At 49.3% G+C, this 22,260-nt stretch carries 19 protein-coding genes and 1 other annotated feature; of the genes, 7 read left to right on the top strand and 12 right to left on the bottom strand.

Annotation, left to right across the window (positions count from 1 at the left end):
* Window positions 1-8 precede the first annotated feature (8 nt).
* The gene (gene cueR, locus LC084_RS01800) at window positions 9-425 is read right to left on the bottom strand and encodes a Cu(I)-responsive transcriptional regulator (RefSeq protein ID WP_226568838.1); all 417 of its coding nucleotides are present in this window, start codon (window positions 423-425) and stop codon (window positions 9-11) included.
* A gap of 145 nt (window positions 426-570) precedes the next feature.
* Between cueR and copA the strand changes: the two genes are divergently transcribed.
* The 4 genes from copA to LC084_RS01780 all read left to right on the top strand — a co-directional run bounded on the left by copA (window position 571) and on the right by LC084_RS01780 (window position 6,162).
* Window positions 571-3,069: a copper-exporting P-type ATPase CopA gene (gene copA / locus LC084_RS01795; protein WP_226568836.1), complete on the top strand. Its 2,499-nt coding sequence runs from the start codon at window positions 571-573 to the stop codon at window positions 3,067-3,069.
* 269 nt (window positions 3,070-3,338) lie between these two features.
* Complete coding sequence (locus tag LC084_RS01790) at window positions 3,339-4,151, top strand: TraB/GumN family protein (protein ID WP_226568834.1); 813 nt, start codon at window positions 3,339-3,341, stop codon at window positions 4,149-4,151.
* A gap of 186 nt (window positions 4,152-4,337) precedes the next feature.
* Window positions 4,338-4,817 carry a Cys-tRNA(Pro)/Cys-tRNA(Cys) deacylase YbaK gene (ybaK, locus tag LC084_RS01785; RefSeq protein ID WP_226568832.1) on the top strand — a complete coding sequence of 160 codons (480 nt, stop codon included), beginning with the start codon at window positions 4,338-4,340 and terminating at the stop codon, window positions 4,815-4,817.
* Window positions 4,818-4,932: 115 nt separating this feature from the next.
* A complete protein-coding gene (locus LC084_RS01780; protein WP_404808299.1) occupies window positions 4,933-6,162 on the top strand; it encodes an MFS transporter in 1,230 nt (409 codons plus the stop codon).
* 246 nt (window positions 6,163-6,408) lie between these two features.
* Here the strand turns inward: LC084_RS01780 and LC084_RS01775 are convergent, their stop codons facing one another.
* The 9 genes from LC084_RS01775 to LC084_RS01735 form a co-directional block, all read right to left on the bottom strand.
* The gene (locus tag LC084_RS01775) at window positions 6,409-7,713 is read right to left on the bottom strand and encodes an inosine/guanosine kinase (RefSeq protein ID WP_226568829.1); all 1,305 of its coding nucleotides are present in this window, start codon (window positions 7,711-7,713) and stop codon (window positions 6,409-6,411) included.
* Window positions 7,714-7,775: 62 nt separating this feature from the next.
* Window positions 7,776-8,738 (bottom strand): ferrochelatase, encoded by a 963-nt coding sequence (gene hemH / locus LC084_RS01770; RefSeq protein WP_226568827.1) that lies wholly within the window; start codon window positions 8,736-8,738, stop codon window positions 7,776-7,778.
* A gap of 140 nt (window positions 8,739-8,878) precedes the next feature.
* Window positions 8,879-9,523: an adenylate kinase gene (gene adk, locus LC084_RS01765; RefSeq protein WP_226568825.1), complete on the bottom strand. Its 645-nt coding sequence runs from the start codon at window positions 9,521-9,523 to the stop codon at window positions 8,879-8,881.
* Between the two features lie 189 nt (window positions 9,524-9,712).
* The gene (gene htpG, locus LC084_RS01760; protein WP_226568823.1) at window positions 9,713-11,587 is read right to left on the bottom strand and encodes a molecular chaperone HtpG; all 1,875 of its coding nucleotides are present in this window, start codon (window positions 11,585-11,587) and stop codon (window positions 9,713-9,715) included.
* Window positions 11,588-11,702: 115 nt separating this feature from the next.
* On the bottom strand, window positions 11,703-12,308 hold the full coding sequence (recR, locus tag LC084_RS01755) for a recombination mediator RecR (protein WP_226568821.1): 606 nt from the start codon (window positions 12,306-12,308) through the stop codon (window positions 11,703-11,705).
* Window positions 12,308-12,637, bottom strand: coding sequence for a YbaB/EbfC family nucleoid-associated protein (locus LC084_RS01750; protein WP_226568819.1), 330 nt, complete (start codon window positions 12,635-12,637; stop codon window positions 12,308-12,310). Before LC084_RS01750 ends, recR begins: the two co-directional genes overlap by 1 nt.
* 82 nt (window positions 12,638-12,719) lie before the next feature.
* Window positions 12,720-14,708 (bottom strand): DNA polymerase III subunit gamma/tau, encoded by a 1,989-nt coding sequence (gene dnaX, locus LC084_RS01745; protein ID WP_226568818.1) that lies wholly within the window; start codon window positions 14,706-14,708, stop codon window positions 12,720-12,722.
* Window positions 13,323-13,387 (bottom strand) — a sequence feature (DnaX frameshifting element). Its footprint overlaps the gene before it by 65 nt.
* Window positions 14,709-14,798: 90 nt before the next feature.
* Window positions 14,799-15,350 carry an adenine phosphoribosyltransferase gene (gene apt / locus LC084_RS01740; protein ID WP_226568816.1) on the bottom strand — a complete coding sequence of 184 codons (552 nt, stop codon included), beginning with the start codon at window positions 15,348-15,350 and terminating at the stop codon, window positions 14,799-14,801.
* A gap of 147 nt (window positions 15,351-15,497) precedes the next feature.
* Complete coding sequence (locus LC084_RS01735; RefSeq protein ID WP_226568814.1) at window positions 15,498-15,875, bottom strand: DUF454 family protein; 378 nt, start codon at window positions 15,873-15,875, stop codon at window positions 15,498-15,500.
* Between the two features lie 50 nt (window positions 15,876-15,925).
* Between LC084_RS01735 and priC the strand changes: the two genes are divergently transcribed.
* Together priC and rsmS are read left to right on the top strand one after the other, a co-directional pair.
* Window positions 15,926-16,453 carry a primosomal replication protein PriC gene (priC, locus tag LC084_RS01730; protein ID WP_226568812.1) on the top strand — a complete coding sequence of 176 codons (528 nt, stop codon included), beginning with the start codon at window positions 15,926-15,928 and terminating at the stop codon, window positions 16,451-16,453.
* Window positions 16,454-16,520: 67 nt separating this feature from the next.
* Entirely contained in the window at window positions 16,521-16,667 is a 147-nt protein-coding gene (gene rsmS / locus LC084_RS01725; protein ID WP_226568810.1) for a pleiotropic regulatory protein RsmS, read from the top strand.
* Window positions 16,668-16,687: 20 nt separating this feature from the next.
* Here the strand turns inward: rsmS and mscK are convergent, their stop codons facing one another.
* Window positions 16,688-20,053 (bottom strand): mechanosensitive channel MscK, encoded by a 3,366-nt coding sequence (mscK, locus tag LC084_RS01720; RefSeq protein ID WP_226568808.1) that lies wholly within the window; start codon window positions 20,051-20,053, stop codon window positions 16,688-16,690.
* A 216-nt stretch (window positions 20,054-20,269) separates the two neighbouring features.
* Complete coding sequence (gene acrR / locus LC084_RS01715) at window positions 20,270-20,911, bottom strand: multidrug efflux transporter transcriptional repressor AcrR (protein WP_226568806.1); 642 nt, start codon at window positions 20,909-20,911, stop codon at window positions 20,270-20,272.
* A gap of 149 nt (window positions 20,912-21,060) precedes the next feature.
* Between acrR and LC084_RS01710 the strand changes: the two genes are divergently transcribed.
* Window positions 21,061-22,245, top strand: a complete 1,185-nt coding sequence (locus tag LC084_RS01710; protein WP_226568804.1) for an efflux RND transporter periplasmic adaptor subunit — start codon at window positions 21,061-21,063, stop codon at window positions 22,243-22,245.
* Window positions 22,246-22,260 lie beyond the last annotated feature (15 nt).

Genomic DNA, 22,260 nt, shown 5'->3' with positions numbered 1-22,260 from the left:
GCAGCCGGTTAGCGCTGTGCAAGGGTACTGTGGTGACAACACCCGGCAAGATTATCCATAATTGGGCAATCGGCACTGTCATCGCCAGGGCAGCTTTCCGCCAGCGCCTGCAAGCGCGTCTTCATCTCCAGCAATTCCCGAATATGCAAATCAATCTCGTCAATTTTTTGTAGCGTTCTCGCTTTAACATCCGCACTGTGCCGTGCGGGATCATTAAATAAATGCACCAGTTCACGGCACTCTTCCAGAGTAAATCCCACCTGACGAGCCTGGCGCAATAATGTCAGTTCTTCCAGGTGCTTAAGGTTATAGCTTCGGTAGCCATTTTCACCACGCAGTGGTGGCGTTACCAACCCTTTTTCTTCATAGAAACGAATTGCTTTGCTGGTTAATCCGGTTTTTTTCGCCACATCGCTAATATTCACATCGTCTCCTTGACCTTCCCCTTAATGGAAGGTTTAACCTTAATCATAACGCAATATCATGCTGATGATTTGCGTAAGATAACTTAGTGCTTCGTTCTGCCAAAAATTGGCGTGAATGGGGGCAATTACAAACAGGAGTGGTTATATGTCTCATATTACTCTCGCACTGGATGGCCTGTCTTGCGGCCACTGTGTCAAACGTGTCAAAGAAAGTCTGGAAAAACGCAGCGATGTTGAAAGCGCGGAAGTCACACTTAACCAGGCAGAAATCAACGGTAGCGCAACTGCAGAACAGTTAATTGCGACCGTGAAAGAAGCCGGGTATGAAGCACAACTGGCCAGCCACCCAAAATCTGAGCCGCTGGCAGAGTCAGACACTCAGCCGGAAGTACTGGCAGCGGCAGATACTGAACTTCCGGCAGACAATATCACTGACGACAGCCAGCATTTGTTGATAAGTGGTATGAGCTGTGCCAGTTGTGTTTCCCGGGTGCAAAATGCGCTGGCGCATGTGCCCGGAGTCACCCTGGCGCGGGTCAATCTGGCAGAGCGCAGTGCGTTGGTTCTGGGCGATGCATCTGCCAGTTCACTCATTCAGGCTGTACAGCAAGCAGGATATGATGCTGAAGCCATAGAAGATGACCAGCAGCGCCGTGAACGCCAACAGCAAACAGCGCAGCATGCTATGTCACGTTTCCGTTGGCAGGCTATCCTCGCCTTGATTGTTGGTATTCCAGTAATGGTATGGGGCATGGTTGGCGACCATATGGTTGTCACGGATGCAAACCGCCAGCAATGGTTGTTGATTGGCTGGCTGACACTGGCAGTCATGGTCATTGCTGGTGGCCACTTCTACCGTAGCGCCTGGAAAAGCCTGCTGAACAAAACAGCAACAATGGACACCCTGGTGGCGTTGGGTACAGGCGTCGCCTGGCTTTACTCAATAAACGTCAACCTATGGCCTCATGCGTTTCCAGACCAGGCACGCCACCTTTATTATGAAGCCAGCACTATGATTATCGGGTTAATTAACCTGGGGCATATGCTGGAACAACGTGCCCGTCAGCGCTCTTCTCACGCGCTTGAAAGGCTGCTGGATTTAACCCCGCCCACCGCGCGAGTTGTTTCAAAAAACGGTGAGCAAACCGTTCCACTTGCCCAGGTCACCAAAGGCATGACGTTACGCCTGACAACAGGTGACCGGGTGCCGGTTGACGGAGAAATAACCCAGGGAGAAGCCTGGCTGGACGAAGCCATGCTAACGGGTGAGCCCGTACCTCAACATAAAAGCACAGGTGAAGCGGTTCATGCCGGAACACTGGTGCAGGATGGCAGCGTGTTGTTTCGTGCCGATGCCACCGGTAACCAGACCACTCTGGCACGCATTATCCGTATGGTACGCCAGGCGCAGTCAAGTAAACCGCAAATTGGGCAGATGGCGGATAAAATCGCATCAATATTTGTTCCTGCAGTAGTGGCTATTGCCTTGTTCAGTGCGGCTATTTGGTATTTCTTTGGCCCGGCACCGCAAATCGTTTATACCCTGGTGATTGCCACCACTGTATTAATTATTGCCTGCCCGTGCGCATTGGGTCTTGCCACTCCCATGTCGATTATTGCCGGTGTTGGCCGCGCCGCTGAATTCGGTGTTCTGGTTAAAGATGCTGATGCACTTCAGCGTGCCAGCGAAGTCGATACTATCGTATTCGATAAAACGGGTACCCTGACGGCAGGCAAACCTCAGGTAACACAGGTTGCTACCTTTGGTGAGATGGATGAGTCAACAGCGTTGCAATTCGCTGCGAGCCTTGAACAAGGTGCCAGCCACCCACTGGCAAAAGCGATTGTTGATAAAGCCGGAGCCAATATATTGTTATCTACCAGTGGTTTTCGCACTCTGGGCGGTAAAGGTGTACAGGGTGAAGTTGAAGGGCGGCAAGTCTCGTTGGGTAACCAGGCGATGATGGACGAAGCAGGTGTTGATACCCGCCCCGCACGCAAGGCTCTTGATAGCACTGCAAGCCAGGGTGAAACCCCGGTATTACTGGCAGTGGACGGCACCCTGGTAGCACTGTTTGCCATTGCCGACCCACTGCGTGAGACTAGCAAAGCGGCACTTGAGCGCCTGCATGGGATGGGATACCACCTGGTGATGCTGACGGGCGACAACCCAATTACCGCCGGTGCCATTGCCAAACAGGCGGGCATTGATACAGTCATTGCTGGCGTGCTGCCTGATGGTAAAGCAGAAGCCATTACCCAATTACAACAGCAAGGGCGGCATGTAGTGATGGTTGGTGATGGTATCAATGATGCACCTGCACTGGCACAGGCAGATGTTGGGGTTGCTATGGGGAGTGGGAGCGACGTCGCCATCGAAACCGCAGGCATGACGTTAATGCGCCACGACCTGCAAGGTGTGGCTGATGCCATGTCGATATCCAGGGCAACACTGAAGAACATGAAGCAAAACCTGCTGGGTGCGTTTATCTACAATGCGTTAGGTATCCCGATTGCGGCGGGTGTTCTTTGGCCACTCACCGGAACACTGCTCAACCCGGTAGTTGCCGGGGCAGCAATGGCTCTCTCTTCTATTACCGTGGTCAGTAATGCGAACAGGTTGTTACGCTACAAACCGCGATAGCAGATGATTGATGAATGGGAAAATAACAGCCGGGAAGCATCCCCCGAATAACGGAGTGAGCCTGATGACAAACCTCATGTCCGCACAGAACGAGAGGGTGTCACCCGATAAAAAAACCAGGAAAATCAATTCATTGATTTTCGGCTGCTAACTAAAAAGAAGGAAAAACCATGCTTTTTCCTTCTTTTTCATCAATCTGACCCCGTATAACGGGGTGTTGCTTTTTTTACCTGCCGGGTTAGCATGGTGTTTTACCGGGATGTGAACTAATGCCATTTTTCAGCCGTTTAAAAGCATTATTTAATCAGTGGGTTAATCAAGGTTACCCCTGGCCTGCGCTTGATGTTGTGCTGCCCGGTGGCCGTTACTTACATTTGGTTGGCAGTATCCATATGGGAACCCCTAATATGGCTCCCCTGCCAGCTAAATTACTGCATAAGTTGAATAGCTGTGACGCGTTAATTGTCGAAGCCGATATTCTGACCGGTGATTCACCGTTTAGCCATGTTCCATGGTGTGACCCATTAGAGAGCCGCCTTAGTGCCGAACAACTAGCCGATGTGGAAAATGTGGCGAATGAAGTGGGTGTGACTATGGGCCAGCTCGATGCCCTGCCATTCTGGCAAATTGCTCTGGTACTCCAGGCGCACCAGGCACAACGCCTGGGGTTACGCCCAGAATATGGCATTGACTGGCAATTATTGAATGCAGCACAACAAAGCGGGCGCAAGATTTTAGAGCTGGAAGGTTCAGACCAGCAAATTGCGCTGCTCAATACTTTGCCAGATGATGGCTTGCCCTTATTACTGGATACACTGACTCACTGGCGAACCAATGCGCATTTACTGCAAGTGATGATTAGTTGGTGGCTCCAGGCACCACCGGAATCCAGTGATACCTCATTGCCAAACACCTTTGGCGAACAATTGTATGATGTATTAATGAATCAGCGTAATATGACCTGGCTTGATTATCTGCATAAGTTGCCCCCTGGTCACTATGTTGTAGCAGTGGGTGCGTTGCATTTATACGGTACCGGGAATTTGCCTGAGTTGTTGCAGGCAAAAAAAAACGGCCAGTAACAGGGTACTGGCGCGTCAAAGAGGAATTCAAATAGTCATTATTTTGGTGAGCTTCAGGTTCCCTCAAAAATGTGTCTCGCAATACGCGCATAATGACTCTGGCTGTTTAGCAATCTGGTACTATTTTTTTCCTCGCCCTCGTGTTTATTATCCCTGTGTTCACTACTAACCAGACGAAACCGCGTTATGACTCCGGCAATTAAACTACTCGAAAAAAACAAGATAGCTTTTACTCTTCACAGTTATGAACATGACCCGAACGAAACCAACTTTGGAGATGAAGTGGTACGCAAGCTGGGTCTTGATGCTCGCCAGGTTTATAAAACACTGCTGGTTGCGATGAATGGCGACATGAAGCATCTTGCAGTAGCGGTAACCCCGGTCTCCGGGCAATTGGATCTGAAAAAAGTTGCTAAAGCATTAGGTAGCAAAAAAGTTGAGATGGCCGACCCGATGGTGGCACAACGTGTCACCGGGTATCTGGTTGGCGGAATAAGCCCGTTGGGGCAGAAAAAACGCCTGCCAACGGTGATTGATGCACCTGCCAGCACGTTTGCAACAATGTATATTTCAGGTGGGAAGCGAGGTCTGGATATTGAACTATCGCCAGTGGACCTGGCTAAATTGCTGGGTGCAACCTTTGCTGATATTGCAAAAATCGATTAAGCCGTTATTGCATTAGATTTGAATCTTAGAGGTTTTAGGGGTAGCTGTTAGCCTGATAATTATTTCATCATCAGGTAAAATCAGCTACACTCTGCTTCTTTTCTCCCCACTTGTTATGGTTTTGTTACTAATGAGCCACAACCCTCAGGTGTTACCTGCAACTCCCCAGAACAATGCGAAAGCACGTACTTCATTTGGGATCCTTGGGGCTATCAGCCTTTCTCATCTCCTTAATGACATGATTCAGTCGTTAATTCTGGCCATCTATCCGTTATTGCAAAACGAATTCTCACTCAGTTTTGTGCAAATTGGCCTGATTACGCTGGCTTTTCAGTTAGCTTCTTCGTTATTGCAACCGGTGGTGGGTTACCTTACCGATAAATACCCGATGCCCTGGTCTCTGCCTGTTGGTATGTGTTTTACCCTGTGTGGTCTGGTATTACTGGCACTTGCTGGCAGTTTCTATACGGTATTGCTGGCAGCTGTATTGGTGGGTACGGGGTCTTCTGTTTTCCATCCGGAATCGTCCCGCGTGGCACGCATGGCTTCTGGTGGGCGTCATGGGCTGGCGCAATCTCTGTTCCAGGTTGGCGGTAATTTTGGCAGCTCACTGGGGCCTTTGCTGGCCGCCATCCTGATTGCCCCTTATGGTAAAGGCAATGTGGCATGGTTTGTCCTTGCAGCATTACTGGCAATTATTGTACTGATTCAAATCAGCCGTTGGTATGCTCAACAGCAACGTACAGCCAAACAGCGCCCTAAGGTACATATCACCAGCACCCTGCCACGCAATAAAGTCATACTGGCAGTCTGTGTTCTGTTGCTGCTGATTTTTTCCAAATACTTTTACCTTGCCAGTATCAGTAGCTACTTCACTTTTTATCTAATGGATAAATTTGGCCTGTCAGTACAAAGCGCTCAGTTACACTTATTCGCGTTCCTGTTTGCGGTTGCTGCCGGTACTGTGATTGGCGGTCCGGTAGGTGACAAAATTGGCCGTAAGTATGTGATTTGGGGTTCAATATTAGGGGTGGCACCTTTCACCTTACTGTTACCCTGGGCCTCCTTGTTCTGGACCGGTATCCTGGTCATGATAATTGGCTTTATTCTGGCTTCAGCGTTTTCAGCAATTTTGGTGTATGCCCAGGAGTTGTTACCCGGGCGCATCGGTGTAGTTTCCGGACTGTTTTTCGGGTTTGCATTTGGCATGGGCGGGCTGGGTGCGGCCATTCTGGGTATTGTGGCTGACCATACCAGCATTGAACTGGTTTATAAAATATGCGCTTACCTTCCACTAATTGGTATTTTTACCGTTTTCCTGCCTGATAATCGAGAAAAGCATTAAAAAATCGGCAGGTAGATTTTATTCATTAAATAGCCTAAGCCAGGCTATTTAATGATAACAACCAGATAATATAGATATATAAGCAGTTAATTATAAAAAAAGCGTTAAACCACTAAAAATTAGTGACACTCTGTTTATTTCATAGCGAGTTAAGCGCGTATTTTTGATCTGGTGGTTATTATTTAACACCACAGTTACATTCAGATAAATGCCTGGCTACGGCCAGGCTGTACGGATAAAAACGATTCACCGTTCCCAGTAAGCTTCTTCCAGGCTATCTTCCCGTTCAGGTAAACCCCGTGTCAGGCGCGGAGAATGTTGGTTAAGAACCTGGTAACTGACCCGGTTGGCATATTTACACACTTGAGCCAGTGAGGAATAAGTCAGCCATGCACGGCTGTGTTTACTGGAGTTAGGCACTTGCTGCCGGTGGTAATTATTGGCAGTAATATCATGCAATAGCGCAGCCAGCGCACCATCACCAGCACCATTGGTATTCATGATTTTTTCCGGCCCGCCCATATAAGGTGCGATATGGGAGAAAACCCGTATTGGCGCGACACAGTCATTCTGGCGCATTGCCCGGCTAAACTCATACTGGTTAAATTCAGCTATCGCACCAGGTAACAGTGGGTGCTGGGTTTTGCGCTTATTTTCATCTTCAGTATAACCTGCCATAAACAGCCCAACTGGCCCGGCTGTACACAACACCAGGTCCACCCAGTCGAGTGCGCGGTTTGCCGCCAACAGGGGGTCACTCTCGCCAGTCAGAGCTTCACCCTCTTCTTCATTCATTGCCAGAATATCGACATTGTCGCGCAGAAAATCCTGCCACCACTGTGCCTGTTCAGTAATGACATATTTGGTACCCAGTGTAATCACTACCGGAACATTATGCTTTTTAGCATAAGTAATGGCCTGCATCGTGGCATCGCGCATGGGTTCACCAGGCGCACAACGAACCAGGTAAGCAGACAACACCAGTGCCGAGGCACCAGCGATAACCGCCTCGGGGATACTTTCCGGGCGCAGGTGGTTCATCATGCCTGGGCTGATGGCGAAAGTACGCTCACCACTTTCATTGATCAATGTGAAACAACGCCCGATCGCGCCATCCACACCTTGCAGGTAATTAAGATCAGTACGGCTGGAGGTATTACAAAGATAACGGTAAGCATAACTACCGGGCGTGATACTGCTGCACATCACGCCCAACAAAACTGAGCAGTCATCGGCCAGAACGGAGTAATTATGCATGGTATTGCCAATTGTTCCGCCAGCAAACTGGTGAGTGATCAACTGATTCTGGGTAAGTTCCTGATACAACGCTTCCGCCTTAGCATCATCAATAACCAGTGAGTGACCAAGGCTCAAACCATAGCGCTCAATAAAGTCATCATCTACTCGTGCCTCGATATCGACCAGTGTTTGATCAATACCGACAACCCAGGCATTGGTTTGTTCACTTTCGGTTTTAATTTGCACCAGCAACGGGTCCCGGGCACTGACCGGAAAATAGTGTTTGGATTTGCGTTTACCAGGAAATTTCATTGTGTTTTTGCGGGGAGAGAAAACAAGCCGGAAGTTTAGCACATCCAGCCTGTTTTCTGCGATCACCGATAGTGTGCGGTGAGATCCAACATCATTTCAATATGTGATGCATCATCATTAAGTGCCGGAATATAGTGGTATTTTTCACCACCAGCCTCCAGGAAGATCTCTCGGTTCTGCACAGCCACTTCTTCGAGGGTTTCCAGGCAGTCAGCTGCAAAACCTGGGCACATAATTTGAATGTTTTTTACCCCTTTCCCCCCCAGTTCTTTAAGGGTTTCATCGGTATACGGAGTGAGCCAGGGTTCGCGCCCAAAACGAGACTGGTAGGTCATCATGACTTTTTCTGGCGCTATGCCCAGCGCCGAAACCAGTGCCCTGGTGGTGTCACGGCAGCGCTGTGGGTAAGTATCGCCCTGGCTGGCATAACGTTCAGGAATCCCGTGGTAAGACAATAACAGCAACTCCGGCTCCCCAAATTCGGCAAAACTATTTTTCACCTTGCCGGCTAACGCGGAAATATAGTGGGAGTTATCTGCATAATCACGAATAAAGCTGACCGCGGGTATTGACCGTTTGGTGGCGAGGATACGTGCCAGTTCATCCCAGACGGCGGCAACAGTCGAACAGGAATACTGTGGGTAAAGTGGCAGTACAATCAGGTGCTCCACCCCCTGCGCAAGCAGGCTATCAACCGCATCTGACATAGCGGGCTGGCCATAGCTCATGCCCAGCGCAACCGGTGTATCAGGTAATTGTGCCTGCAATGCCTGAGCCTGGCGCTTACTGTAAACCATCAACGGCGAGCCCTCTTCCATCCAGACAGACTGGTATAACCTGGCTACCCGAGGCGAACGCAGTGGCAAAATCACGCCACGCAACAGGGGCCACCACAGCAAGCGCGGTGTATCCACTACCCGACGGTCACTCAAAAATTGGCGTAAATAACGTTTAACAGCGGCTGGGGTCGGGGCATCAGGCGTGCCCAAATTCACCAGTAAAATACCTGTTTTTGGCTGACTCATTCCCATCTCTCTTGCGACTAACGGCTTGATAATTGTAACCGAATGCCGTGTTTTGGAAACCAATCACAGTAACAGGGTAAAACTCGCAGATAAAGCACTGAGGGAAAAGTGCCAGCCCGGACGGGCTGGCAGCGGGAAACTTAACCGAGGATGCGTTCCAGTTCAGCACGAACATCGCTCACAGACTGGGTACCGTCGACTTTGGCATAACGGGTATTACCAGACTCGGCTTCTTTGCTGTAGTAACCAATCAGCGGAGCAGTCATTTGGTGGTATTCCACCAGACGTTTACGTACCGTATCTTCCTGGTCATCTTTACGGATGGTCAGATCTTCGCCAGTCACGTCATCTTTCCCTTCCACTTTAGGTGGATTGAATTTCACGTGATAAACGCGGCCAGAAGCAGCATGAACCCGGCGGCCAATAATACGGTCTACGATAAGTTCGTCCGGTACGTCGAATTCCAGAACATAATCAACGTTGATACCGGCTTCTTTCATGGCGTCAGCCTGAGGAATTGTGCGCGGGAAACCATCTAACAGGAAACCATTACGGCAGTCGTCCTGAGCAATGCGTTCTTTAACCAGTGCAATAACCAGTTCATCAGTGACCAGCTTGCCTGCGTCCATCAAGTCTTTTGCTTGTTTACCAAGAGCTGAGCCTGATTTTACTGCGGCACGTAACATGTCGCCGGTAGAAATTTGCGGGATCCCATATTTCTCCATAATAAATTGAGCCTGAGTTCCCTTACCAGCGCCAGGAGCGCCGAGCAGAATAATACGCATTGCGTAATTCCTCTTACGAATGGATTTTAATACATCAAAATGAGGCGAAAACCATACCACTAAGGCTGCATCACCACAAGAAAGCCAGCGCTACGGAAGCGATTCCGCCAGCGAATAACCTTAAAAATGGCACTGACATAAACGCCTGTAGAAGAAATACCGCCCTGCCAGGGCAGAGCGGTATTAATATCAAGAAACCAGTAACTGGTTCATGCGGCGGATAAACTGGTTTGGATCTTCCAGTGTGCCACGCTCAGCGAACATAGCCTGGTCGAGTAACAATTCTACCCACTCTTTGAAGTCGTCTTCTGATGCGGTATCTGAAGCCCGTTTAACCAGTGCATGGTCTGGGTTGAGTTCAAAGATGTATTTCACTTCCGGCACTTTCTGGCCCGCAGCGGCAAACAGTTTTGCCATCTGGGTGCTCATTTCGTCGTTATCGGTTGTGACAATAGCTGGCGTATCAGTTAAACGGTGAGTCAGGCGCACATCTTTCACTCGTTCACCCAGCAGAGCTTTTACGCGATCAACAAACGGCTCAAGCGCTTTTTCCGCTTCTTTAGTTTGTTCATCCACCTCGTCTGCCAGTTTATCTAGAGACTCATCAGCTTTTGCGACAGACTGGAAGGATTTGCCATCAAACTCGGTCAGGTAGCTCATCATCCACTCATCAACGCGGTCGGAAAGCAGCAGCACTTCAATGCCTTTCTTGCGCAAAAGTTCCAGATGTGGGCTGCTTTTCGCGGCTGCATAGCTGTCTGCAGTGATGTAGTAGATTTTGTCCTGGCCTTCTTTCATCCGGCTGACATAGTCTTCCAGCGAAACATTTTGTACAGAAGAGTCGTTGTGCGTAGAGGCAAAGCGCAGCAGCTTAGCAATGGATTGCTGGTTTGCCTGGTCTTCTGCCGGGCCTTCTTTCAGTACCAGGCCAAATTGTTCCCAGAATGTCTGGTATTTGTCGCTTTCATTTTTCGCCATTTTTTCCAGCATTTGCAGCACGCGTTTAGTCAGTGCGTTGCGCAGGTTGCGGGTAATGGCGCTGTCCTGAAGGATTTCACGGGAAACGTTCAGCGGTAAGTCGCTGGAGTCTATCAGGCCGCGCACAAAGCGCAGATAATTCGGCATGAACTGTTCGGCATCGTCCATGATAAACACGCGCTGAACATACAATTTCAGGCCATGTTTGTGGTCACGGTTCCACATATCCCACGGAGCCTGTGAAGGGATGTATAACAGGCTGGTGTATTCCTGTTTACCTTCAACGCGGTTATGGCTCCAGGCCAGTGGGTCGGTGAAATCATGGGCGATGTGTTTATAAAACTCAGTATATTCTTCGTCTTTAATTTCCGCGCGGTTACGCGTCCACAGCGCCTGTGCTTTGTTGATTTTCTCCCAGGAAACAACAGTTTCACCGTCTTTTTCTTCCTGTTGTTCAATTTCAACTGGCAGCGCGATGTGGTCGGAATATTTGCTGATAACAGAACGAATACGCCAGTTATCCAGAAACTCATCTTCGCCTTCGCGCAAATGCAAAGTGATTTCAGTACCGCGATCGGCTTTTTCAATATCGGCGACGGTGTATTCACCTTCACCAGCAGATTCCCAGAATACCCCTTCACTGGCACCGGCACCTGCAGCACGAGTGCGCACTGTCACGTTATCGGCCACGATAAAAGCGGAGTAGAACCCAACACCGAACTGGCCGATGAGCTGGCTGTCCTGAGCCTGGTCTGAACCCATGGATTCCAGAAATGCTTTAGTACCAGACTTAGCAATAGTCCCGAGGTGATCGATAACCTCGTCGCGACTCATACCAATACCGTTATCTGAAATAGTGATGGTTCTTTTTTCTTTGTCGCAGGAAACCCGCACACGCAGTTCGCCATCACCTTCATAAAGTTCCGGTTTGGAGAGCGCGCGAAAACGCAGTTTGTCTGCGGCATCGGATGCGTTGGAGATCAATTCACGCAGGAAAATTTCTTTATTTGAATAAAGAGAATGGATCATCAGGTGCAGAAGTTGTTTTACTTCCGACTGAAAGCCACGGGTCTCTTGTCCTTTCATGGTTGTGATACCTCAACAGTTCAGGCAACAAAATAAACAATTTGTGTTGAGGGAGGAGATGGGGTCAGGGGGATAAGATTTCAAGCAGAAACCCTGAAACAGGGCTTCTGTTTGGTTAAAAGCTAATCTTTTGTCGGCCAATCAGTGAGTGAGAAAGCGTTGTACCATCTACCATTTCCAGTTCACCACCGACCGGTACGCCGTGGGCAATCCGGCTGGCTTCAACACCATATTGCCCACACAAGCCAGCAATATAATTGGCCGTTGCCTCCCCTTCCACTGTTGGGTTCGTGGCCAGGATCACTTCTGAGATCTTTTCTTTCGCCAGGCGCTCTTCCAGCCTGTCCAGACCAATATCATTCGGGCCAATACCATCCAACGGAGACAGATGCCCCATCAGCACAAAATAGCGACCAGAAAATTGACCGGTTTGTTCAATAGCGTAGATATCTGCCGGGCTTTCAACGACACAAATCTGGCCATTTTCCTGGCGACGAGGGTTAGAGCAAATTGGGCAGACCTCCTGCTCGGTAAAGGTCCGGCAATCAGCGCAATGACCAATTTCCGACATTGCCCTTGTCAGCGCCTGCGCCAGGCGCATTCCCCCGCTGCGGTCACGCTGCAACAGCGTATAAGCCATACGCTGAGCAGACTTTGGCCCCACGCCAGGAAGGCACCGAAGTGCCTCCATTAACTGTGTCAACAGTGGGCTGGTTTGCATCAGAACGGCATCTTAAAGCCAGGCGGCAGTTGCATACCAGAAGACACAGACGCCATTTTCTCTTTCTGGTTTTCTTCTACCCGACGAGCCGCATCATTAAATGCTGCTGCAACCAGGTCTTCCAACATATCTTTGTCGTCTTCCAACAGGCTCGGGTCGATTTCAACACGGCGGCAGTTGTGTGCACCATTAATGGTCACTTTTACCAGGCCGGCACCGGATTCACCGGTCACTTCCATGCTGGCGATCTCTTCCTGCACTTGCTGCATTTTTTCCTGCATTTGCTGGGCTTGCTTCATCAGATTGCCCAGACCACCTTTACCGAACATACGCTTCTCTCTATAGGCTGTGGCCGCAAGCCGCCAGGCGGTTTACGGCAGTTAAGGTTGACTTATGCAGGCATCCTGCACATCAAATGGGGCGGATACTATCTTCGTCAAGATCGGCATCGAAGAAACGCCGAAGTGTCTGGATATTATTATCCGCCAGAATCGCCTCGCGCGCCTGGGCCAGTTTTTCTTCATAAATGGCCTGGCGCCACTCCAGTGGCGTCCGTTGCGCGAGATTATCATCTTCTATTATGGTCAATTCAATGGGTTGACCAGTAAGAACCCGCATTGCTTCTTGCAGACTTTGCTGGGCAGAAGCTGAATTCAAGTGGCGCTGGCTCGGGCGCAGATGCAATAACACCTGGTTACCCTCCTGCTCATGCCATGCATTCAACGCGAGTTGCTGAACTAATTTTGGCACATTGAGTTGTTGCACTTGTGCTGCCCATTCATCACGTTCTACCGCTTCCTGAGCAAGTTTTATAGCCAGTTCCGGCGTTTTCTCATGCTCCAGGGCGCTGCGAAGTGCTTTTGGCGTCGCTACCGGTTCAGCCGCAACGGCTGGTGCGCTTTGCGCTTTCCAGCGATACGCTTCTTTTTTGGCCGGTTTTGCTGCTGCACTCTCTGCTGCAGGCCGAGACTGTACGCGATCAGTCACTGCAGCCAGCCGCTCAAGCGCTGAGGTGTTCACCGGCCGCGCTCTGCCTGACGCTGCCGGTTCACGCTTTTTTGATGGGTTATCTCCCTGCTGGCGTTGCAACTGGTTGCGCGCCTGTAATACCTGGCTTACTGCACTGGAAACCTGCCCTTCACCATGGGCCGGAGCATGTTGTACTGGTGCCTGTTGTACTGGTGCCTGTGGTGCTGACGGTGCTGGTGGCACAGAAGCCCCGGCATGTGGAGCGGATTGAACAGATTCTGCTTGCGGATAATGACCCAAGCCCTGACCAGACTGGCCTGAAGGTTCTGGCTGTGCAATTGGCGCTTGCGGGTGGAATGCTAAAGCCCGTAACAGCGCCATTTCAACGCCCATGCGACGGTCTGGTGCCCAGGGAAGTTCTTTGCGCCCTATCAACAGTGTTTGATAAAAGAGCTGAACATCACCGGGAGGAATCAGGCGCGCCAGTTCACGCAGTCGTTGCTCTTCAGCATCATTTTCCAAAGGCGGTACAGAGGGAGAGAGTTGCAACATGGCGATGCGATGCAAGTGGCTGAGCATATCCACCAGTAATGCTTCCCACTCCACTCCGCGCGTACCCGCTTCCGCGACCTGGGTCATCACCCGTTGCCCGTCAGCCTGTAATAAGGCATCGAGTAAATTCAACGCCTGGAAATCATCCAGTGTGCCCAGCATAGTGCTAACGGCAAGGGTAGTTACTTTACCTTCACCACTGGCAATGGCCTGATCTGTCAGGCTCAAAGCATCACGCAAACTGCCATCTGCTGCGCGTGAAAGCAGTTGTAATGCACGGTTTTCGAATTCAATCTGCTCTGCGGTGAGAATTCGCTCAAGTTGGTGGCGAATTTGCTCAACATCCAGCGCCTTAAGGTGAAACTGCAGGCAGCGGGACAGGATCGTGACTGGTAATTTTTGTGGGTCCGTCGTGGCCAACAAAAACTTAACGTGCGGTGGTGGCTCTTCCAGCGTTTTCAGTAACGCATTAAAACTGTGGCGAGAAAGCATGTGCACTTCGTCTATCAGGTAGACTTTGAAGCGACCGCGAGTTGGTGCGTACTGAACGTTGTCCAGCAAATCACGTGTATCTTCAACTTTAGTTCGGGATGCGGCGTCTATTTCTATCAGGTCGACAAAACGCCCCTGCTCTATTTCCCGGCAGTTTTGGCAAACACCACAAGGTGTTGCCGTTATACCTTTTTCGCAATTCAGTCCCTTCGCAAGCAAGCGGGCAATAGAGGTTTTCCCCACGCCTCGCGTGCCTGAAAATAGCCAGGCATGATGAATACGGCCCAATGACAGGCCATTAGCCAGCGCAGTCAGGACATGTTCCTGACCCACTACATCTGCAAATGTTTGGGGGCGCCATTTACGCGCCAGTACCTGGTAACTCATCAGAGATAGGCTCGACTTAGCGGGAAGGTGAATTCAGGTTGGGTAATGTAACATAAGCCCCGCCGAATGAGCGAGGCTCCGTCTCACGAATTAGTGCCCCGGGAAAGGCACCAGGCTAAAGGAGGCCACACCAACATCAGCAAGACGTTGTTCGCCACCCAAATCAAACAGGTTAATGATAAACGCGGCATCAGTTACTTCTCCGCCAAGCTGGCGAATCAATTTAACCGTGGCATCAATAGTACCGCCAGTAGCCAGCAAGTCATCAACCACCAGCACCCGGTCGCCTGCTTTGATTGCATCAGTATGGATTTCCAGCTTGTCCGTGCCGTATTCCAGTTCATAGGTTTCACTGAGAGTTTTACGTGGCAATTTGCCAGGCTTACGCACAGGAACAAACCCAACCCCCAGGCCCAGTGCTACAGGAGCACCAAACAAAAAGCCACGGGCTTCGGTACCAACAACCTTGGTAATACCGGCCTGTTTGAAACGCTCAACAATCAGATCAATGCTGAGGGCAAAAGCTTTCGGATCTTCCAGCAAACTGGTGACATCACGGAACAGAATCCCCGGTTTTGGATAATCCTGAATGCTTTTAATGCTGTTTTTAAGATATTCAAGCTGTTGCGCAGTTGCGGTCATAGGTAGTTGCCTGATAAAAACGGTGTTACTCACAGAGCGCAAACAGGCATATGCCCGGCTGGTTACACAATAACCAGCGCGCCCTGTGCTCGAAAACGCTCGAATTTACTGTCTGTGGGGCGTAATTGCAACTCCTGAGACAGGCGTTTAGCTTTTTTGTTGTTTTTCATCAACAACAGGAATACGGCAGAGAAAAATAAAAAGCAACAGCATAATCACCACTAATATTCCTCTTACCCACCAAAGCTTAACCACCCACAATGAAACCGCAAACGTCACAGCAACCAAAGCAATAGCCCGCGGCTTTGCACCTGGTGGCATGGCCCTGTATTGTTGCCAATGGCGTAGATAGCCACCGAACCACGAGCGGTATAATAGCCAATGGTGAAAACGGGGAGAGGAGCGAGCAAAACACCAGGCAGCCAGCAGCACAAAAGGCGTGGTGGGTAATAGCGGCAATACCACCCCCAATATAGCAAGTGCTACCGATAACCAGCCGGACATGATTAAAATAAGCCTCAACATGTTCAACCTTCCCTTCTGCACCTTGTGTTTATAGAGGGCACGGAGAATTTATGAAACAGGACGCGCTGCTAAGCCAGCTTGAACACCAATTTGCTGAGTTAGCCCACCAGTTGTCGCCACTGGCAGCACACCGTTCATTATCTGCCCGTTTCGACAAACAACTGTTCTTAACCAAGAGTACACAAATACGGGATTATCTGGGCGAAGCGCAAGAAAATTTACGCCGTTTGCGTACTGTTGCACAGGAGGGTGATGCAGTCCAAACAGCCTGGATTGCCGAACGCTTAGTGGGCCAGATTTCGGCGTTGCAGCGAGAAGCCGCCACCTGGCCTTTACGCCAGTATGATAGCGCGCATCGAGGTGCATCAGCACTGCGTAACAATCTTCTTAAGCACCAGGACTATGAAAGGCGCCTGGTTGAAATGCTGCTCTCCCGCGAAGCTCAACTCGCCAATGCGGCTATGCTCACTGAACAACAACAATTATTACGAGAAAAAACAGCGCTGGAAGGTAGACTTGCTCGTTGCCGGGCAGCACTTGAGCGCTTAGAAGATGCGCTGGACCGCGTAATTCGGTAGCACATTAACGTTTATTGCACACAAAATAACTGTGCCGGGTTACCCGGCCCTAACATCGGGAGATAATATGTCGCTGGAAAATGCCCCTGACGATGTCAAACTGGCTGTTGACTTAATTATGCTGCTGGAAGAAAGCAATATTGCACCAGAAGTGGTGCTTTCTGCGCTGGAGATGGTGCGTAAAGATTTTGAACGCAAAGCGCAGGAAGCGTGAAGCCCCCTGCGCGACAGCACTCAGTTATTTTGTACAGGCCCTGGTGTACTGTTTTTCGGTTCGTTGTTATCCAATGAACGGCTGACTTCCGTTACTGTATCGCCATTATTGTTATACAAGTGAACATCTAGCTGGTTGAAGGCAATTTCTATTCCATTTTCACGGCAAAGCCTGTCAATCGCCCGGTTCAGTTCATCCACGGTATAGCTACGATCACGCAATTCACGTACATACAGACGCAATTCATGATCCAGTGTACTGGCACCGAATGTCGTGAAGAAAACGGCTGGTTCAGGATCGCGCATCACTTTGGGATGCTCCATTGCCGCCTGTAGCAACACCGCCTTCACTTTATCCAGATCCGATCCATAAGCTACGCCAAGACTTATCACTACACGCGTAATTGTATCTGACAGTGACCAGTTGATAAGCCGCTCGGTGACAAACGCTTTATTAGGGATGATCACTTCTTTACGATCAAAATCCGTAATAGTCGTGGCACGAATACGGATCTTACTTACTGACCCGGAGAAGGATCCGATAGTGATAGTATCGCCGATGCGGACCGGGCGCTCGAACAGGATTATCAGGCCAGATACAAAGTTACCGAAGATCTCCTGTAAACCAAAACCCAGACCAACCGACAACGCTGCTGCCAGCCATTGCAGTTTGTCCCAGGAAACGCCCAACGCACCAAAGACTGACATAGTGCCAACAGCAATTATTATGTAATTCAAAATGGTGGTTATGGCGTAGGAAGAACCCTGGCGCATGTTAAGCCGCGACAACACCAATACTTCCAGCAAGCCTGGTAAGTTGCGGATTAATGCCCAGGCCACCACCGTGGCAATAACCGCAAACAGTAAACTGCCCAGGGTAACATTCCTGATAACAGCGCTGCCAGCCTCAGTGCCACTGGAATGCCACAATACAATACTGTCCAGGTAAGCAAAGACAGTAATTAAGTCTGACCAAATCATCCAAAAGAGCAGCCCAAACAACGCAAACATCAATAATGTTGTGATACGCAGTGTTTGCTGGTTAATTTGGTCCAGGCCCAATGGCGGCTCTTCAACAGGCTCTGCACCTTCCGCCCCTTCTTTCACCATATTTTGTCGACGGGCCAGTGCACGCCGATAAGCAATACGCCGCGCAGCCACGCTCAACCCACGCAGCACTGTCTGGTAAAGTAAGTTCCACAAGATGACCAGATAGACGGTATCAATCCAGCGGTTAGCCAGGCGCAAAGTGGTATAGAAATAGCCCATCACTGTCAGTACCAGTAATCCGATTGGTACCAGAGCCAGTATGGATACAGTAATCAACCTTATTGAGTGCGATTCTTTATCGCGCCAGCTGTCACGGCACATTGGCCATACCAACCCGGCAATAAGCAGTAAATTAAGCAGAATGATGGACTGCCCAAGAACGTCATCCATCAGGTGCAGTGGTGACAATTCGCCCACCACAGACCAGAACAGTAAAGGCAGTAAAGCAATGCTGATACGAATTATCTGGCGGCGATAATGGCTGGTCAGGTTTACCGGCATCATAAAGTGTTTTACTGCTACACCATCTGTATCCAGAATGCGCCAGGACAAGCCAAAGACCAGCAAATAAACCGCCAGCTCTTTACTGAAGCTCCATATCAGTTCACTGATGTTGAGTTGTAAAAACAGAATGCACCAGCCGCAGGCAATAATAACCAGGCACAAAGGCAGCGCCTTAAACAAGGTAAGCAGTATGGCTTTGGGGGTATGCAACTGGCTGTCGTTACGCAGTTGACCAACGTTGGCGCTTAGTTTCGCCAGAGTGTTATTCACCCATCGGAAACGCCAGCGAATAATTCCTGCCAGTAACAACCAGGGAAGACTGGCCAGTAAAGCAACCAGCACAGTGGTAAGGTTCCAGTTGCTTGCAGTGATTTTCAACTGGCCAAGTTGCGTTTTGAGTGCTTCAGGGAAAGCAGTCACCCAACTCCAGTTCATGGGCTTATTACTGTTCACCCAAAAGATCTGCTGCGTTACCGTTTTCTGTAAGCGAGTAGATACGCTCATCAATTGTTGCTGATTTATTTGCAACGCAATCGCCATCATCAACTGGTTACCCAGTTGCTTGTTTAACTGGTCCAGCAAGTCCTTACGGGAATCGAGCACCTGGCTTAGTGCGTCATTAACTTCATCGCTTACTTCATCTTTATGGCCCGCTTCAATTGTCGCGATGTAGTTATCGCTTTGCAGCAATGCATCACGTTTCTGGCCAACATCAAACTGTTCAAGGCGCAGGTCGGCAATCTGGTTGGTCATATCTTCAAGATCATCCGCCCGCGGTAAAGACTGTTGCTGCTGATACAAAATGCGTGAGAGCAGCAAACTCCCCTTCAACATGGCAATTTGCTCTTTCAGGTTGTGCTCGGCCTGAACTGCACGGTCGAGCCAGTTTTTCACCCGAATATTTTGCTGAACCAGTTCGTTGCCTTCCTGTGTCGCTTTAATCAACCGGTCACTCAGTTGGCGGTTTATGGCCAGTTCTTGTTTGACTAGTGGGTTATTCTGAATGACGCTGGCTTCATCTGTAGTGGCAGCTTCCTGGGCTGTTTGTTCTGTGAGCGATAAACGTTTATGGCTGATGGCGGTCTGTATCAGTTGCAGGTCATGCTGAAGCTTATTGATATATTGCGTGTTGTAGTCACGCTGCTTTTGCAATGAATCCTGCAAAACTGTATTGCCAGACAAACTTTTACGCTGTTCATCAATTTGCGCATTTAATAATGCCTGTTGTGCCAGCAATAACCCTTGTTGAGTCTGGCGAAGCTGTGTGCCATCCGGGCTATTACCGCCTAACTCGGCCTGAATTTGTTGTAACTGTTGAGATGCATTAAACAGAGCGTTCTGCACCCGCTCAGGCTGGGTCTGCAATGCAACTAACTGGCTGTTAATGCTAGATAACTGCGTTTGTGCTGACTGCAAATTATCCAGCAGGCTCCCCATTTTACTTTCAAGGGACCGCATAGAGAGTTTGGCGTAATACTTTGCCTGATCCTCATCACTGGAAGTATTTGCCAGTGCGGCAAGGGACTCTTCCGCTTTATTCATTTTGTCCGGCGCCTGAGCAATTTGTTGGCGCAGGGCATCGGCATCCTGTTTCACCTGGTCGATTTTCGCCAGGACATCCAGGGTTTTATTCAGGTCAGCCAGGCTTAGCTTTTCCTCAGCAGATAAATCCTTTTGTTTGTTAAGTGTATTAATCTGATTTTGTACATCGGTTTTGGTCGGCACATCACTGTTAGTTTGCGCGCTGGCAAACGGCACAATGCCGGCAAAAACGCCGCAACAAAGCAAAAGAACAACACAGGCTGCTTTTCTGACAATTCGTGTAAGTTGCATAATTTCTGGATGTGTAATAGATGAAACGGCTGGCGGAATCGCACTCAAGTTTCTATGATAAGGCACGCAGAATACCACGCCTTCTGTTTGTGGAATAGTGAATGCTTAAGGGATAAGCCAGGTGAAGTCTGAAACTTCACCCAGGTGCAGACAGTTTCATGCTGGTGTCATCAATGCTGCGTATTCTGCGATAGTTTACATGAAGAAATACTGATATTAATGAAGCCCGGATTGTAAACTTGTACAATGCTGGTACATTTCCAGTAACACATCAACATAGACACGAGCTTCAGCTTTTAAATCAAAGGTTTCCGGGGCAAACAACCAGCTTTCCATTAACCCGCACATATAACTACGCATTAAAATAGCGGCACGCCTGGAGAGCAAATTTGCGGGAAGTAACCCGGCATTCATACACTGGATTATTGCGTTTTCGATACGCTCATATTCCTGAACATAGATGTCTTGTTTTGCCTGGTGGGCGGAAATCATTTCACCAACAAATTCGCACTTGTGAAAGATTATCTCCATCATGGAACGGCGACGTTCATCTTCGACTGTTGCTTCCAGAAGATAAACCAATAATTCACGCATCACAGAAAGTGGATCATCAGGGAATTTTGCCCGATACTCAATCTCTAAGTCGTTTATTGTTGAATCGGTTAAAGCCCAAATTTCATTAAAAACATCTGCCTTATTTTTGAAATGCCAATAAATTGCACCCCGGGTCACACCAGCCTCTTTAGCTATATCAGCAAGGGATGTTGCCGAGACGCCGTACTGTGAAAACAAGCGAATTGCCGCATCCAAAATCTGCTGCCGGGTCTCCATCGCTTGCTGTTTGGTTTTTCGTGCCATATGTCGGTGAATTTACAGGGGTAAGACTTACATACATTTTTGAATGTATGTAACATAACATGTTCTAAATAGAAACGCAGCAATGGGATTATGGACAAGCGTTAGCGTTCCATTGATCAACTTTGAAATCGGACACTCGAGGTTTACCTATGAACAAAAACAGAGGGTTAACGCCTCTGGCGATGGTTCTGATGCTTTCAGGCAGCTTAGCGCTTACAGGATGTGATAATAAACAGGACCAGCAACAAGCAGCAGGTGCTCCAGCTGTTGGTGTGGTAACGCTGAAAACTGAACCCTTGCAAATTACGACTGAACTCCCAGGCCGTACCAGTGCGTTCCGGGTTGCTGAGGTTCGCCCTCAAGTAAGCGGGATAATCCTTAAACGTAATTTTGTTGAAGGAAGTGACGTTAAAGCGGGTGAGTCGCTTTACCAGATTGATCCTGCCACTTATCAAGCCGCTTATGACAGTGCAAAAGGTGATTTAGCGAAAGCAGAAGCTGCAGCCAATATTGCCAGACTGACGTTGAAACGTTACCAACCGCTGCTGGGCACCAAATATATTAGCCAACAAGACTACGACACAGCACAGTCAACCTTACAACAGGCTAATGCTTCGGTACTGGCGGCAAAAGCCGCAGTTGAAACTGCGCGCATCAATCTCGCCTATACAAAAGTCACCTCGCCTATCAGTGGGCGTATTGGAAAATCCTCTGTGACGGAAGGAGCACTGGTACAAAGTGGGCAAAGCACCGCATTGTCTACTGTGCAGCAACTTGACCCTATTTATGTTGATGTCACTCAATCCAGTAATGATTTTCTGCGTCTGAAACAAGAGCTTGAAGACGGCACGCTGAAACAAGAGAACGGTAAAGCTAAAGTCGACCTTACCACAACAGAAGGTTTCACATACCCGCGAAGCGGCACACTTGAATTCTCTGATGTTACTGTCGACGAAACAACAGGCACGATTACTTTGCGCGCTATTTTCCCTAATCCTGATCACACGTTACTCCCTGGAATGTTTGTTCGCGCTCGTCTGGAAGAAGGTGTCCGTCCAAATGCTCTGCTTGTTCCACAGCAAGGCGTAACGCATACACCGCGTGGTGATGCTACCGCTATGGTTGTTGATAAAGACAACAAAGTGGAAGTGCGTCAGGTAACTGCAAGCCAGGCTATTGGCGATAAATGGCTCGTTACGAAAGGACTTCAGGCAGGTGATCGCGTGATAATCGAAGGGCTGCAGAAAGTCAAACCTGGTGCCACGGTGACTGCGCAAGAAGTCACAACTGACGAGAAAGCCAGCGATAAAGCTCAGGAAAAAACGTCAGAATAAATCCGTCTTAACTAA

Origin of the sequence: Mangrovibacter yixingensis, from assembly GCF_020523985.1 — a bacterium.
In the GTDB taxonomy this organism is placed as follows: domain Bacteria; phylum Pseudomonadota; class Gammaproteobacteria; order Enterobacterales; family Enterobacteriaceae; genus Mangrovibacter; species Mangrovibacter yixingensis.
This window is presented reverse-complemented; position numbering and strand designations above follow the sequence as displayed.